Raw genomic sequence first — 14,802 nt, forward strand, 5'->3', positions numbered from 1 at the left:
GTGCCGGCCGGCGCTCAACCCGGGCCGCGGGCCTTGAGGGGATGGAGGGGCGTGATCACCGCCGGGGGCCGCGGGGCGCTGGGTAAGGGGAAACTGCCCAGATCGCTCACCAGGCGGCGAAACTGTTCGGCGGGCAAGGGGCGGGAGAAGTAGTAACCCTGCAGCACCTCGATGCGCGCGTCACGCAGGAACTCCAGTTGCTCGCTGTCCTCGACGCCCTCGGCGATGATCTCCAGTTGCAGGGCGTGGCCCAGGGCAGCGATGGCGCGCACGATGGACGCCGCTTCCGGCAGATAAGGCGCATCGGTGACGAAAGAGCGGTCGATCTTGAGAATGTCCAGGGGAAACTGCTTGAGGTAGGCCAGGCTGGAATAGCCGGTGCCGAAGTCGTCCACAGAAAGGCGCACACCCAGGCGCTTGAGGCTGCGCAGTGCGGCCAGTCCGGCCGTCGCGTCGCGCATGACGGCGCTTTCGGTCAGTTCGATTTCCAGTCGTTCGGGCGGAACGCCCAGGCGGGCCAGCAGGTTGGCGATCTTGTGCGGCAGTTGCTCGTCGGTCAATTGAATGACCGACAGATTGACGGCCACCGACAGATCGCGGTCCAGGCCGGTGCGCCAGCGGGCATTTTCTTCACAGGCGGTATGCAGCACCCACTCCCCGACCGGAACGATCAAGCCGGTCTCTTCCAGCACCGGCACGAAGACCGCCGGGCTCACCTCGCCGCCGAAATCCTCGTTGAACCAGCGCAACAGCGCTTCGGCGCCGATGATGCGCCCGCTTTCGGCGTCCACCAGCGGCTGGTAGTGCAGGCGGAACTCGTGCCGTTCCAGGGCCGTGTGCAGGCGGCTTTCCATCCTCATGCGCTCGGAGGCGTGGCGGTTCATGTCCTGGCCGAAGAAGCGGTAGCCGTTGCCGCCCGAACCGCTGGCCGCATAGAGGGCGGTGTCGGCTGCGGCAATGAGGCTTTCTGCCGTGGTGCCGTCTTCCGGGGAAACGCTGATGCCGATGCTGACTGCCAGATGGATTTCCGTGTCCCCGGCGGCGAGGGGTTTGCGCAGCCGGCGCTGGACCGATCGCGCCAGGGCGGCGGCGCCGTCGGGCCCGTCGACCCCTTCCAGCAGAATGGCGAAATTGTCCCCGCCCAGGCGGGCCAGGCAGGAACCCTCGGGGACACAGGCTTGCAGGCGTTCGGCGATGGCCAGAAGCACCCGGTCGCCGGCGCTTTGTCCGACGGAATCGTTGATGACCTTGAAACGGTCGATGTCCAGGAGGAGCACCGCCTTGTGGGCGGGCCCGCTGGCGGCGCGGGCCAGGGCCTGCTGCACGCGATCGGCAAAGAGGCTGCGGTTCGGCAGTCCGGTCAGGCTGTCGTAAAAGGCCAGGAAGTCGAGGCGCGCCTCGATTTCCTTGTGGCGGGTGAGGTCGGAAAAGACGGCGACGAAATTGGTGACGGCGCCGCCAGCGTCCCGCACCACGCTGATGGTCAGCCACTCCGGGAAGATTTCTCCACTGCGTCGGCGATTCTCGATTTCGCCGCGCCATTCCCCATGTTCGAGAAGAGATTCCCACATGCGGGAGTAGAACTCCTGTGTCTGGCGCCCCGAGTTGAGCAGCCGGGGATTGCGCCCGATCACTTCCTCCGGGGCGTAGCCCGTCATGGCGGAAAAGGCCTTGTTGACCAGGAGGATGTGATTGCTGGCATCGGTGACCACGATCCCTTCGGCGCTGGTGTCGAAGACCCGCGCCGACAGGTGCAGCCGGGTTTCCACTGCCCGTCGCGCCTCGGCTTCCTCCAGCGCCTCCAGGGCGAAGGCCACGTTGTCGGCGAGCCCGGCGAGCATGCGCCTTTCTTCTGGCGGCAGCTCGTCCAGGCCCTGGCCGAGAATGCCGATACCGCCAACGGGACGGCCCCTCAGGCGCAGGGGAAGGTCGATATAGGAATCGAGCCCGCCGGGAACCTGGCGGGGGAGGCTCGCCGCGTACCAGGTGCCGGCATCGCGTTCTTCTGCGGCCTTTTCCCCGCAGTGGCAGATGCCATGATTGCGCGTGACTTCCCGCGCCAGATCGCTCAGTTCGGGCTGGCCGGTGACGACACGGCATTCGCGGCCTCCTCCACACAGATAGACCCAGGCCGCGGGGAATTCGCCCTTCTCGCGGATCAGATCGCTGACCGTGGTCAGCAGCACCTCCCGGTCCGTGATGCGCACGATGGCCTGGCTCGTTTCGCTCAGCACGGTGAGGATGCGATTGAGACGGCGGATGCGGCCTTCCGCTTCCTTGCGTTCGCTGATGTCGAGGACAACGCCGACGATGCCGCCGGCACTACCCGTCGTGGAGCGGAAGACCGCCTTGTGGAACATGACCGCACGGGTGCCTGCATCGGCGGTTTCGACGGCGGTTTCGTACATTTGCGTTCCGCCGGCCTGCAGGAGTTCGATGTCGGCCCGGTGATAGGTGAAGGCGAGGGAGGGGGGCGCGATGTCGAAGACCGTCTTGCCCGCCAACTCGGCCCGGCTGCGCCCCATCAAACGCTCGAAGGCGGAATTGACGCTGATGTAACGCCCGCGCGAGTCCTTGAAGAAGAGCGGGGCCGGTATCGCTTCCAGCAGTTGCTCGAGGAAGTTGAGGTGTTCGCGCAGGCGCAGGTCGAGATTCTGGCGTTCGGTTTCATCCTCGCCGAATTCCAGAACGTACTCGGGCAAGCCGGCACGGTCGCACAGGGCGATCTTGCGAATGCGCACCCAGCGATCGGGCTGGCCGGGGAGGGAAAGCTTGGTGAGCGGCAGTTCGACCACGGTGCGCTCGTTCATCACCTGGTGATCGCTGGCCGTCAGCCGGGCGGCCAGAGTGGGTTCGTACAGTTCCTCGTTGGCGCGGCCGATGATGAGATCCCGCTGGCGCTGCAGGAGCGCCTCGCCGCCGCGGTTGACGCGGGACACCCGGAGGTCGTCGGCCCGCTTGACCATCACCATGCCCGGCAGGTGCTCGAAAATGGCGTCCAGCATCTGGTGCGAGCGCTCCAGGAGGCGCTCGGCAAGGATGCGCTGTGCAATCTCGCGCTCCAGGGACTGCTGGCGCTCGACGGGGTCGGGGCCGCCGCTCGCCTGCTCCCGCCGCCGGCAGATGAGAACGAGGAGCGCCCCGTGCAGAGGGAAGAGAATGAGCCCTGCCGCCAGCCACCCCAGGGCCGCCAGGATGGGCGCGGGGCCGGGGCGTGGGTGAATTTCCAGTTGCAGCGTTCCGCTACGGGGCAGGGCCACGCTGCGCACGGCACTCGCGGTCGTCTCGCCGTTGGGGGCGGAGTAAAGCGTGACCGGGGCTTCCTGCCCGGCGGAGTGATGGCGCAGGGAGACGCCCAGGCCTTCGGCGGCAAGGGGCTCGAGCTGGATCGCCCGGACGAGATCGGCGAAGGGAAGGGTGGCGCTGGCATAGCCCCAGAAGCGGGGGTTGCCTTCCGGAACGGGCTGGAAGAGCGCCTGGCTGACCATGATGTCTCCGGCTCTCAGGCTCCACGCCAGGTCGCCCAGGGGGTTCAGCTCGGCGCTGGGCAGGGGCAGGGGATTGCGGCCCGATGCGGGTTCCGGATTGCCGGAATGGAGAACGGTTTTCTCGCCCCCGGGAAGCATCAGTTCGTAACGGCTGCCCGGATTGCCCAGTCTGGAGAGCCGTCCCAGCAGGCGCCGCACTTCTTCCGCGTCCCGGCCACCCAGGGCAAGCGGCAGAAGCTGGACCGAGGCGACGACGCGATCCACCGCAGCCGCCATCAGGCGCCCGTGCAGGTCAGCCCTCGAGACGGCCTCGGCGGCCAGGCTCTCGCCCAACTGGCGGTGGCTGACGGTCAGGACGACGGCGAGGGGAAGCCAGAGCACCAAGGCGGCTGCCGCGGCCAGAAAGTGCTCGCATACCCCAGCCCCTTGCAGGGCGTTTCTCCAGTGCTTGGCCAAGTCGAGCGCGCGCATTTTCCCCCAGGGCGGCCCGTCGAATCGGGCCGATCCGCAGCAAAACGCAAGTTCGGTGCCAGTGTGCGCCCGGTTACGAGGAAAGGCGGGCGGCCCCGCCTTCCTGCGCGTCGCTCATGCCCCGGTGGCTCGCCAGGCCGCACTTCGCTGCGCGATCGGGGCGCGGAGGCGCGCCTCCGGCTTGGCACCGGCCCGTTTGCCTGCTATCGCCTTTCAGCGGGCAAGGGGTGGAAGACCCGGGAGATGTAGGCCACCAGATCGGCGATCTGGGCCTCGCCGAGGACGGACTTCCAGGCCGGCATCGAGGTGCCGGGGAGTCCCTCGCGGATGGCGTGGGCGATGGTGCGGCGGCTGGCGCCGGCCATGAAGCTGGGGTCCGTCAGGTTGCGCGGGTGAGGTTCGAGAAACTGGCCGATCCAGTTCCTGCCCGTGCCGTCTGCGCCATGGCAGAAGGCGCAGTTGGCCTGGAAGAGTCGCTCGCCGCGCCTTTCCGCCCCGCTGAGCCGGCCGGGCTTGGGAACCCTGTCGTGCAGCGCGTAGGGGCTGGCGCTGGCCATGGCGTCGACCGGTGGTGCCGCGAGGGAGAAGTGGTTGCGGGGGTAGGAAAGCGGACGGGCATCCCAGACGACGTCGTCGGCCTGGGGGGCGCCCCGGTCGTGGCAGGTGACGCAACTGGCCAGATAGAGGCGCTTGCCCCCCTGTTCCTCCGGCGAGAGGGCTTCCCAGGGGCGGGAAAGGGGGATTTCGCCCCGGGCAAAGGGAAAGGCGGGGCGGTAGCGCTCGTGGTCCGGCCAGCCGTTCTCCGCCGTGTGGTAGCGGGTGTTGGCTGCCTTGCGCCGCACGAATTCGTCCACGACGAAGGCGGCCACGGCGGTCATCTCCTGGTCGTCCAGAATGCCGGAGAAGGATTTCATCGCCGTCCCCGAGCGGCCCTGGCGCAAGGTCTCCAGGACGAGGCCTTCGTTCAGGCGGCCCGGGTCGACGGCCACGAAGGCGGTGGGGCGGGGGTCGAGAAAGCTCGCCGCCAGGGTCTTGGCGTCGCCGGAATAGCCATGGCAGAAGTAACAGCGGTAGTTATAGACCGCGCGCCCCGCTTCCAGGCGATCACCAGCCGCCTCCGCCAGGGAGGAGGCCACCACCAGCAGGGCCACCAGCCAGCATTTCACGGTGGAACTCTCGCTTCAGCGCCGGCCCAAAACGGGGCGAAGGCTTTCCGCGTCCCGGGAAGGCCGTCCCGCAGGCGCGCAGCGCTGCCGGCGCAGGGGTGAGCGTTCAGGAGCGGAGCGGCGGTCCAGGGCGCAAGGGTTTCCGGGCGTTGGCAGGCGGTGCGCTGAGGATTCCAGGTTCAAAGCGGTCGCCCCCCCAGGAAGTGCAGGAAGACGTATTCGCTCACGTCGGCGATTTCCTGCTCGTTGAGCACCTTGCTCCAGGCCGGCATTTCGGCGCCCAGGCGTCCGTCGGCCACGGCGGTGTAGAGGGCCGGACGGTTGAAGGTGCCGCGGAAGGCGGGATCCAGAAAATTGCGGGGCTTGGGATTGATGAAGTAGGCCCGGGGCCCCTTGCCGTCCCCCTTGGCGCCATGGCACGTGACGCAGTTGGCGGCGTAGGTCTTCTCGCCCCGGCCGGCCACGCCGCGCAGGCCATTGGGGAAGGGCAGGGCCATGGGATTTTCCGGACCCGACCGGGCGCGCCCCGCGTGGGCGTTGGTCCCGGAGATGGCTTCGGATGAAGAGGGCAGCATCAGGCCGGCACGAACGTAATCCACCACCGCCTCGATGTCGGCGGCGGGCAGCCGGCCGGCAAACGCCGCCATGGCCGTGTTGGCCCGTCCGTGGGTGACCGACGCCAGCATGCGCTCCCGGGTGAGTTCGGCGCGAGCCTGCGGCGTGGTGAAATCCCGCGGAGGGTTCAGCCCTGCCTGGCCGCTGGCTCCCTGTCCGCGATCACCGTGGCACACCATGCAGTTCTGGGCGTAGAGACTGCGTCCCCGCTGCAGGCGGGCATCGAGGGCGACCTGCATGAAGGTCTTGCGGATGTAGTCCACCACGGCCGCGATCTCGGCCTCGTTGAGCTGGGTTTTCCAACTCGTCATGGCCGTGCCGGGTTTGCCGTGGGTGACGATGGTGAGCATGGTGTCCCGGGTGAGTTCGGAAGCCCGGGTGAAGTCCCGCGGCGGGGGGACAAGGCTGTTGCGGGCGCGGCTGTTGCCATCGCCGCGGTCGCCGTGGCAGACAGAGCAGTAGTTGTGGTACAGCACTTCGGGCCGGCCGGCGCCGCCCCCGGGGAAACGCTCGGCACCGAAGGTGCCGGCCGAGAAGCCGAGCAGGAGCAGGGCCGCGAGATGCGCTGTGCGGCGAAATGGCCGAAGCGCAAAAGGGGTGAAGGGCATGAGCCGATCCTCGAACAAGGGAGTTCGCTGCCGCGAACGGGATGGGGCGACGCCTGCAAGAAGCGGACCAGTTTCCCGGATTCGGGAAGTGGCATGCCGATTGCTAGAAGCCTCGGACCAAGAGCGGGCCTGCAGCCAAAGACCCCGACAGCAACGTTCGGCGCCAGGAGACAGGCCGTCCACAATGATCAACAGAGTACTCAGAGTGTTTTTTCTCGTCCTCGCTCCCCCCGCGGCCTGGCCTTTCGCCGTAGCAGGAGCCAATCCCCTGACCGGAGCCGAGGTCTATGCCCAGAGTTGCGCCATGTGCCATTCGACGGGCAACGGGGGGGCGCCGCGGCTGGAGGAGTTGCGCCATTCCCGTGGCGGCAGTGCCAATGGGCGGGCCGAGTTGCTCCTTGCGGTGTTGCGGGGCAAGGGAGCCATGCCTCCGAAAGGGGGAAATGCCTCCCTGAGCACCGCCGAGGCGAGTGCTGCCCTGAATTACATGCTGGACGCCCCCCCGGGCCGGCTTGGCGTCCGGGATCGCTGATTTCCGACGGACTTCCGGACAGGTGAATCTCACCACCTCTCCCCTCGTATTGACCGGAAGTCTTTTTCCCCGCGGTCCGGGTTTCCGGACCGCGGGATTTTTCTTCTTTCGCCGCCAGGGTGTCCTTGGCCTGGGTAGCCATGATGAGCTTGCGAAGAATCTCGGCGGTCGTCGCCCTCCTGGGATGTGTGCTCATGGCAGCACCCTGGGGGTTTGCCGCCGACATCAGGGGAACCCCCCACAATCTGACCCGTGCCCGCGAGGCGGTCAATGCCGAAGAGGTCTGCGTCTTCTGCCATACGCCTCAAATCCCCGTGGGGCCTTCGGTGGAGCGTAGCGCGGGGGTGGCCCAGCCGGCCTGGCAGCCTTCCCTGCCCGGCAATCACGCTTTTGTCATGTATGACGACATCGGACGGCTCCAGTTCGGCGACAAGGTCGCAGTGGGTTCCCAATCCATCGCCTGCCTGTCCTGCCACGACGCCAATCAGGCCTTTTCCGTGATGGCGGCAGACTCCGACCACCCTTTCGGTATTCCCTACCGGGGATTTTCCCGCGGGCGGGAACGGCGAGGGGAAGAAGAAGGCAAGGAAGACGAGGCCCCTTCCCGGGCGGCGCGTCACCTCAAGTCCCTGGATGAGTTCCGCCTGCCTAGCCGGGGAATGGTGGATAACCGCAGCGTGTGGTGGGTCTCCTCCGCGGGGCCAAGCGCGCTGCGTACTCGGGGTGACCTGCCGCTCTATGCCCGCGCCGCCCCCGGCGGGGAAATCCCCTACGTGGAGTGCAGCAGTTGCCACGATCCCCACTCGGCAAACCGACTTTTCCTGCGCGTCAGCAACGAGGGGAGCCGTCTCTGCCTCACCTGTCATGACAAATGATGTTTCCCCATGAGGATTCCTGCCATGCCTCGCTCCAAGCCTTCCTCCCCCGTGTATCGCTCGCTGGCCGCCCTGGCCGTGATCGTCCTGGCGGCCTGCGCTCCTATCCAGGAGCAGAAGGGCGATGCGCGGCGGGAAACGCTCGTCTATCCCGAGCCGCCGGACGAACCCCGCTTCGTCTACGAGCGGACGCTCTACGGCAGCGCCGACGTGATTCCCCAGGCGGACGGCAGCGCCTTCAAGCGCCTGGTCACGGGGCTGGACGGTGACCGCTCCGAGGGATTGGCAAAGCCCTACGCCGTGGCGGTGCATCGGGGCCGCATCTTCGTCAGCGACTCGGCGGAGCGCTTCGTCAAGGTCTTCGACGTCCCCGAGGGGCGCTATTTCAAGATCGGCGAAGACGAGCAGGGCACCCTGGTCAAACCGCTGGGCATCGACGTGGACGGCGCGGGCAATCTCTACGTGGCCGACGCCACCCTCAAGGCGATCATGGTCTACAGCCGCGACGGCAAGTTCCTGCGCAAGATCGGCAGCGCCAAGCAGTTCGAGCGCCTGTCGAGCGTGACCGTCGATCCTGCCGGGCAGCGCCTCCTGGTGGTCGATATCGGTGGCGTCAATTCAGATCAGCACAAGGTTCGGGTCTTCGATGCCCTGAGCGGCACGCACCTGTTCGACATCGGCCGGCGCGGCGTGGGCGCCGGAGAATTCAACCTGCCGCGGGACGCCGCCATCGGCCGCAACGGCCAGATCTACGTGGTCGACGGGGGCAATTTCCGCGTACAGATCTTCGACCGCGACGGCAAATACGTGCAGAGCTTCGGTTCGGTGGGCAAGCAACTGGGCAATTTCGCCCGCCCCAAGGAAATCGCCGCCGACCGCGAAGGCAATGTCTACGTGGTCGACGCGGCCTTCGGCAACTTCCAGATCTTCAACGCCGACGGCGATCTGCTCATGTATATCGGCGAGCGTTCCGAAAAGGACGGTGCCGCACGCTACATGCTGCCCTCAGGCATCTATGTGGACGAGGACGGACGCATCTATATGGTCGACCAGTGGTTCCGCAAGGTCGACGTTTTTCGTCCCTATGGCTTGGCGTCCGACGGTGGATTCCTGGGCCAGCGACCCAAGCCTGTGGCCGCCCGCTGAAGCCTTCCCGAAGCCGGGAAGCCCGCCTTCCTGATGCTGGGAAATCCTGCTGCATAAGTAGGGGTATTCCTTGATTGGAACGAAAAAAATTGTGTAAAAACAGATTATTAGCGTGATCTATTGGCCTTGGCACGAATGATGCTGTCAGGGTGGGCAGGGCGTCACGCCTGAACATTTTCAACCTTGAGGGATCGGGAGTAATTCATGGAACGACAATCCAGCAATAAGGGGTTCGCCAGCACCCTGGCGAAGCTGCTGGGGCTGGCCGCCCTGGTGGCCGGTACCCTGGCGGTTCCGGCGGCCCACGCCGGCATTTCGGCGACCAAGCACAACCTGGGCACCACCGGCGCCGCCGGCAACAACCACCTGACCGCGGGTACGGGCGAAATCTGCGTGTTCTGCCACACGCCCCACGCCTCCAATACCGCGGTGAGGGCGCCCCTGTGGAACAAGCCGACCAACGGGGGTTCCTATACCACCTATACCACGGCGACTTCCTCGACCATCAATGGTTCGGTGGACATGACCGGTATTTCGCTGGCCTGTCTGTCCTGCCACGACGGCACCCAGGCCATGGACACCATGATCAATGCCCCCGGATCCGGCGGCTACAACGCCTCCGGCGCCCGCCTCACCGGCGCCACCTGGACGGGCTCCAGCGTCGGCGCCGCCACCGGCATTCTGGCTGCCGGCGTCACCAACCTGGGAACCGACCTGACCAACGATCACCCGGTCGGCATCCAGTACTGCGGTGGCGGTATCAGTACGGGCAGCGCCTCGACTTCGGCGGCCAGCACCGGAGCCTGCCGCGACGGCGACTTCTTCGCTGCCGCCAACGGCCTGGTCGCCAATACGCGGGTCTGGTGGGTGGACTCCGCGGGCGGTACGACCAACACGCGGGAAAAGACCGACATGATCCTCTACGCCCGGGCGCCGACCCTGGCCGGTGATGCCACTTCCGGCTTCTTCCAGCCCTTCGTCGAGTGCGCGAGCTGCCACGATCCTCACACCAGCACCAACCCGACTTTCCTGCGCGTGAGCAACACCGGTAGCGCGGTCTGCCTGACCTGCCACAACAAGTAAGCCCAGGCCGGTAGCGTGCAACCCAGAGCGGGCCGGGCCGAAAGGTCCGGCCCGTTTTTTCCATCCAAGGTGAACCCCATGTCTAGATCGAAGCTCTCTCCCCGGATTCTCAACGCACTCCTGGCCATGGCCCTGGCCGGCTTGCCCAGCCTGGGGCTGGGCGCCGCAGAACCGAGCGCTGCCCACGCCGAGGGCCACTCGCGCATTTTCGCGGTGGTCAATGGGCGTGAGGTTCCCTCCCAGGAGTACGAAAATGCCTTCGCCAGCCTGGTGCGGCAGAAGTTCTACCACGGGCAGGTTCCCGAAAAGGAGATTGCCGCCGCCCGGGAAGAGGTCAGAACCCGGCTGGTGCAACGCATCGTCCTCCTGGAGGAAGCGGCGCGGAGGGGGATCGTTCCCGACCAGCGCCAGGTGGGCGAGACCCTGGCCGCCTACGACACCCGTTACGCCTCCTCCGCCGCCTGGCGCGAGAGCCGGGAAAAGCTTTTGCCGGGATTGAAGCAGCAACTCGAGGAGCAAAGCCTCGTCACCCAGCTCGAATCCCTGGTGAAGAAGGTCGATGAGCCTGGCGACGCCGACGTGAAGGCCTTCTTCGAGGCCCGGCCGGAACTGTTCACCGAGCCGGAAAAGGTTCGCCTGTCGATCATCATGCTCATGGTGGATCCGTCATCCCCGGCCACCGCCTGGGATGCCACGCGGGAGGAGGCGAAGGCCATCCACAAACGTCTGCTGGGCGGCGCCGATTTTTCCGAAACGGCCCGCATGCACTCTGGCGCCTACGCCGAGAGCGGCGGCGACATGGGCTACCTGCACCGCGGCATGCTGCCGGAAGCTCTGCAGGACCGGGTCGACCAATACGTCCTGGGCCAGATCAACGACCCGGTGGATACCCTCGAAGGCGTCGCCATCCTGCGCGTCGACGACCGCATCACTCCGCAGAAGCGCGAATTCGCCGACGTCGCCCAACGCGCACGGGAATTGCTACTGCGAGATCGACAGGATCAGGCCTGGAAGGCGCTGGTACAGGGCCTGGTGGCCGCTGCCGACGTCAAGTTCTTCCAGGGACCGGCCATCGATCAAAACAAGGAAGGCGCCAAGCCCTGATCCGCGCCTTCAGTGGCGCAGACGTTGGGAAAACAAGCTCAGATCCTCCCCCGCAGCACACTCCGGCGTTCCGCCGCTGGAATAACCGGGCTCACCTGGTTCTGCCTTTCGGCAGGAGCCTGGGCGGTCGAGCAGGCCTATACGCCGATGGAAGCGGCGGGCGAATCCGCGCCGGCGCCTGAACTGCGACTGAGCCAGGTGCTGATTGCCCCTCCGGCAGGGGCGTCCCGGCGTGCACCGGCCGCCGGGACCGATGCCGGTCTTCTCCTGCGGCCGTCACGGCAGTTTCTTCCCTCCGCTCCCCCGGGGTCGGAGCCCCGACTCGATGAAGCGGGGCTTCCCGTAAATGGAAACGGCTTCCCGAAATCGGGAAGCGCGGCGGCCAGCGCGGGGCCGGGCCCGGCGAGTTCCGCCCCGGAAGCCGCGAAGGAGGAAGGCGCAGTCCGCTGGACGATTCCTCCCATCCGCTGGGGCGGATCGAGCGGCTACTCCCTGCAGCGCAGCTCGTCCAGCGGGGGCGCAACATCCGTTTCCCAGGCCATGTTCTCCAACCTCAGCGCGGCCAGCTACATCTACGCCCCCTGGGCTGCGACGGTCACCGGACGCATCGGCATGACCACCGGCTGGAGCGACAGTGGCGCTGCCTCCGGCGGTCAGTCTTCCAGCAATCGCAGCAATACCGTCGTCGGGGGAGGCGACCTCAATGTCTTTCCCGCCAGCCGCTTTCCCTTCCAGGCGTACTTCGACCGTTCGGACAGCCGGGCCAGCGGGAATCTGGTTTCCAGCGACTACGTCAACGACCGCTACGGCATACGGCAGAGCTATCGTGCCGCCGAGGGCACCACCAGCGCCGGATTCCAGCTCGACCGCAGCGTGGTTGACTCCGTACGCAGCGGCCGCGACCTGGTGACGGCCCTTTCGGGCAGTTTCGCCACCGACATCGGCATCGTGCGCAACAGCGTGAGCGGGCGCTACTCCCTGGGAGAGCGTCAGCAGACGGGGGAGAAGGCGCGCCTGATGGGGTTCAACACTTCCCACAGCGCGACGCTGGAGGACAACCTCAACGTTTCTGGCAATTTCGACTTTGTCGACAACACCTTGCAAGGCGGGGCAACCGGTCTCCAGAGCGATGCGCGCACCCGCTTCATGCAGGGCGGTGCCTTCGCCACCTGGATGCCGGAATTCGACGAGCGGGAAGACCTGCCCCTGACCCTGAGCGGCAGCGTGCGCTACAGCGTTCTCCAGGCCGAGTTTGGCGGGCAGACGGTGGATTCCCGCAGTTTCGGGGCCAACGTCAACGGCCTGTACCGCTTTTCCCCCAACCTCACTGGCGGCGCCAACGCCGGGGTCAATCAGGTGGCCAGCGGTGCCGGTGCCGCGCTCCTGCTCACCACCCTGGGGGCCAACGTGAATTACGTGGGCGACCCTCTCACTTTCGGGAAATATTCCTACAACTGGAACACCGGGGCCAGCGCCAACTGGCAGAGCGGGGCGGGGGACATTCCGGCCAACGCCTTTTTCGGCGCCCAGGCCGGACACTCGGTGAGCCGCTTCTTCGCCCTGTCCGACGCCGACACCGTATCGCTCTCGCTCTCCCAGACGGCCAGCCTGGCCCAGAACCAGGTGACGGGCAATTCCCTGTCCCTGTCCCATAGCGCGGCGGCCAGCTACGGCCTGCGTTGGGGAGAGCGCTTCACCGGCAACGCCACGGGCACCCTCTCCGACACCCTCACGACCGGCGACAACGCCCAGCACTTTCGCATGCTGTCCCTGGGTTTCTACGGACTGGGCCAGCTTTCGCCCCTGTCTTCGGCCAACGTGAATCTTCAGTTCAACTGGACCGACCAGGACAGCATCCTGCAATTCGATGGCTTCCGCAGCAGCGCCAACGACCAGCACATGAGCCTCCTGGGTTCGGCGTCCTATAGCCACTCGCGCTTCGTCGGCGTGCGGGGTCTGCGCTACACCCTTCTATTCACGGCCGATACGCGGCTACGGGACGACCGCCTGTTCGGCGACACCAACGGAGTCATCGACCGCACGCGGTGGACCCTCAGCAATCGCCTCGATTTTCGTTTCGGCATGCTCGACTTCAGAGCCAATCTGGCGATCAACGACGTGGGTGGCAAGAAAAATGCTCTGCTCTTTTTCCAGGCGACCCGGCAGTTCGGCGCCTACTGACCGCCGGAAGAGGGTCACCGGTCAACCCCAACGATTTCGAGGACAAGCAATGAAAAAAATCCTGCGCTTGCGTGGCGCCGTGGCGCTGACATTGATGCTCGCGCTCTTTGCCGGGCTGTTCGTGGACATCCCCGACGCCCAGGCCGAGTACGGCGACGTGGTCATCAACAACTATTCCGACAAGGCCGGCATGCGGCCCGCAGTCTTTCCCCACTGGTTCCATCGCATGCGCTTCCGCTGCAAGGTCTGCCACGCGGATCTCGGCTTCAAGTTCAAGGCCGGGGGCAACGACATCAACATGGTGAAGATCATCGACGGCCAGTTTTGCGGCGCCTGCCACAACGGCGATATCGCCTGGTCGGTGGAGAACTGCAATCTCTGCCACTCCGGAAAGCCTGGAACCCCGACCCAGGTTCACGAAAGCACCATCCAGAAGCTGGCGCAGCCCGCGGCAGCTCCCAAGAAATAAGGTGTCCCCATGAACAAGCTCTACGCACTCGCATTGATGACTGCTCTGACCTCCCCCACGGTACACGCCCAGCAGAGCGGCAAGGATGTCTATACCAAGGTCTGCGCCACCTGCCATTCCACTGGCCTGGCAGGCGCGCCGCGCTACGGCAACGGTGGCGACTGGGCGCCTCGCGCCCAGGCGGGTACCGCCAAGCTCTACCAGAGCGCCCTGGCGGGAACGCCGAAGGGCATGCCGGCCAAGGGCGGCAATACTTCGCTTGCGGACGCCGAGGTGAAAGGCGCGGTGGATTACATGCTGGCCGCGGTGAAGGATGCCCTCAAGGCCGCCAAGCCCGAGCCGGAGGCCAAGAAGGCCGAAAGCAAGAAGGAAGAGCCGAAGAAGGAAGAGCCGAAGAAGGCCGAGGCAAAGAAGGATGAGCCCAAGGCGGCAAGCGCGGCGGCGCCGGTGGCGGCTCCCGCGGCCCTGCCGGTGACGGAAGCCGCTGCAGCCGGTGCCGCGGCGGCAGCCAGTGCGCCGGGGGACGTGAATTCCTTCAATCGCCTGTTGAAGCCTGTCGGTAAACGCAACCTGCCTCCGCCGGAAGACGGCATCCACGACCCGGCCAACGACGGTACCCATGCGCTACAGCCGCCGCTCGCGGCCTACGGCGGCCTGCCCAAGAGCAATGCTGGCAATCGCATCAATTGGGTCGAGGCCCTCAACCAGAAGAAGATCAATCCCCGCTACGACCGTACCGACCCCCGGGCCGAGCCGGTGGTGATGGATCTGAACATCGTGCGGGAAGTGAAGGGCTCCATGCCGGACGTGGTCTATCCCCACAAGCAGCACACCGAATGGCTGGACTGCTCCAACTGTCACCCGGCCATTTTCGTGCCGCAGAAGGGTGCCAACGCCATCAGCATGGCCGCCATCCTGCTGGGCGAGAAATGCGGCGTCTGCCACGGCAAGGTGGCCTTCCCGGTATCCGAGTGCCGCAACTGCCACTCCAAGAAGAAGGATCTTCCGGTCAAGGCCGCAACCGCCGAGACCGCCGCCAAGTAAGCAACCGGGCCGGGGCAGCC

The 14,802-nt window shown here is 66.3% G+C and carries 11 protein-coding genes; 8 read left to right on the forward strand and 3 right to left on the reverse strand.

Annotated elements, in window-relative coordinates; genetic code table 11:
- Positions 1 to 14: 14 nt before the first annotated feature.
- The 3 genes from IPM73_06945 to IPM73_06955 all read right to left on the reverse strand — a co-directional run bounded on the left by IPM73_06945 (position 15) and on the right by IPM73_06955 (position 6,348).
- A complete protein-coding gene (locus IPM73_06945; GenBank protein MBK8917774.1) occupies positions 15 to 3,959 on the reverse strand; it encodes an EAL domain-containing protein in 3,945 nt (1,314 codons plus the stop codon).
- Positions 3,960 to 4,162: 203 nt separating this feature from the next.
- Positions 4,163 to 5,113: a cytochrome c gene (locus tag IPM73_06950; GenBank protein ID MBK8917775.1), complete on the reverse strand. Its 951-nt coding sequence runs from the start codon at positions 5,111 to 5,113 to the stop codon at positions 4,163 to 4,165.
- A 191-nt stretch (positions 5,114 to 5,304) separates the two neighbouring features.
- Positions 5,305 to 6,348, reverse strand: a complete 1,044-nt coding sequence (locus IPM73_06955; GenBank protein ID MBK8917776.1) for a c-type cytochrome — start codon at positions 6,346 to 6,348, stop codon at positions 5,305 to 5,307.
- Positions 6,349 to 6,532: 184 nt separating this feature from the next.
- On the opposite strand from IPM73_06955, the gene IPM73_06960 reads away from it, so the two are divergent.
- From IPM73_06960 to IPM73_06995, 8 genes are all read left to right on the forward strand, one after another.
- Positions 6,533 to 6,880: a cytochrome c gene (locus IPM73_06960; protein MBK8917777.1), complete on the forward strand. Its 348-nt coding sequence runs from the start codon at positions 6,533 to 6,535 to the stop codon at positions 6,878 to 6,880.
- Between the two features lie 140 nt (positions 6,881 to 7,020).
- Complete coding sequence (locus tag IPM73_06965; protein MBK8917778.1) at positions 7,021 to 7,755, forward strand: cytochrome c3 family protein; 735 nt, start codon at positions 7,021 to 7,023, stop codon at positions 7,753 to 7,755.
- A 24-nt stretch (positions 7,756 to 7,779) separates the two neighbouring features.
- On the forward strand, positions 7,780 to 8,901 hold the full coding sequence (locus IPM73_06970) for a 6-bladed beta-propeller (protein MBK8917779.1): 1,122 nt from the start codon (positions 7,780 to 7,782) through the stop codon (positions 8,899 to 8,901).
- Positions 8,902 to 9,105: 204 nt separating this feature from the next.
- Positions 9,106 to 9,984 carry a cytochrome c3 family protein gene (locus IPM73_06975; protein ID MBK8917780.1) on the forward strand — a complete coding sequence of 293 codons (879 nt, stop codon included), beginning with the start codon at positions 9,106 to 9,108 and terminating at the stop codon, positions 9,982 to 9,984.
- A 78-nt stretch (positions 9,985 to 10,062) separates the two neighbouring features.
- Entirely contained in the window at positions 10,063 to 11,088 is a 1,026-nt protein-coding gene (locus tag IPM73_06980; GenBank protein ID MBK8917781.1) for a peptidylprolyl isomerase, read from the forward strand.
- A 540-nt stretch (positions 11,089 to 11,628) separates the two neighbouring features.
- The gene (locus IPM73_06985) at positions 11,629 to 13,269 is read left to right on the forward strand and encodes a hypothetical protein (protein MBK8917782.1); all 1,641 of its coding nucleotides are present in this window, start codon (positions 11,629 to 11,631) and stop codon (positions 13,267 to 13,269) included.
- Between the two features lie 49 nt (positions 13,270 to 13,318).
- Positions 13,319 to 13,738 (forward strand): hypothetical protein, encoded by a 420-nt coding sequence (locus IPM73_06990; protein ID MBK8917783.1) that lies wholly within the window; start codon positions 13,319 to 13,321, stop codon positions 13,736 to 13,738.
- A gap of 9 nt (positions 13,739 to 13,747) precedes the next feature.
- Positions 13,748 to 14,782, forward strand: coding sequence for a c-type cytochrome (locus IPM73_06995; protein ID MBK8917784.1), 1,035 nt, complete (start codon positions 13,748 to 13,750; stop codon positions 14,780 to 14,782).
- The last annotated feature ends 20 nt before the right edge of the window (positions 14,783 to 14,802 follow it).

The organism is Betaproteobacteria bacterium (genome assembly GCA_016720065.1).
GTDB lineage: Bacteria > Pseudomonadota > Gammaproteobacteria > Burkholderiales > Rhodocyclaceae > SSSZ01.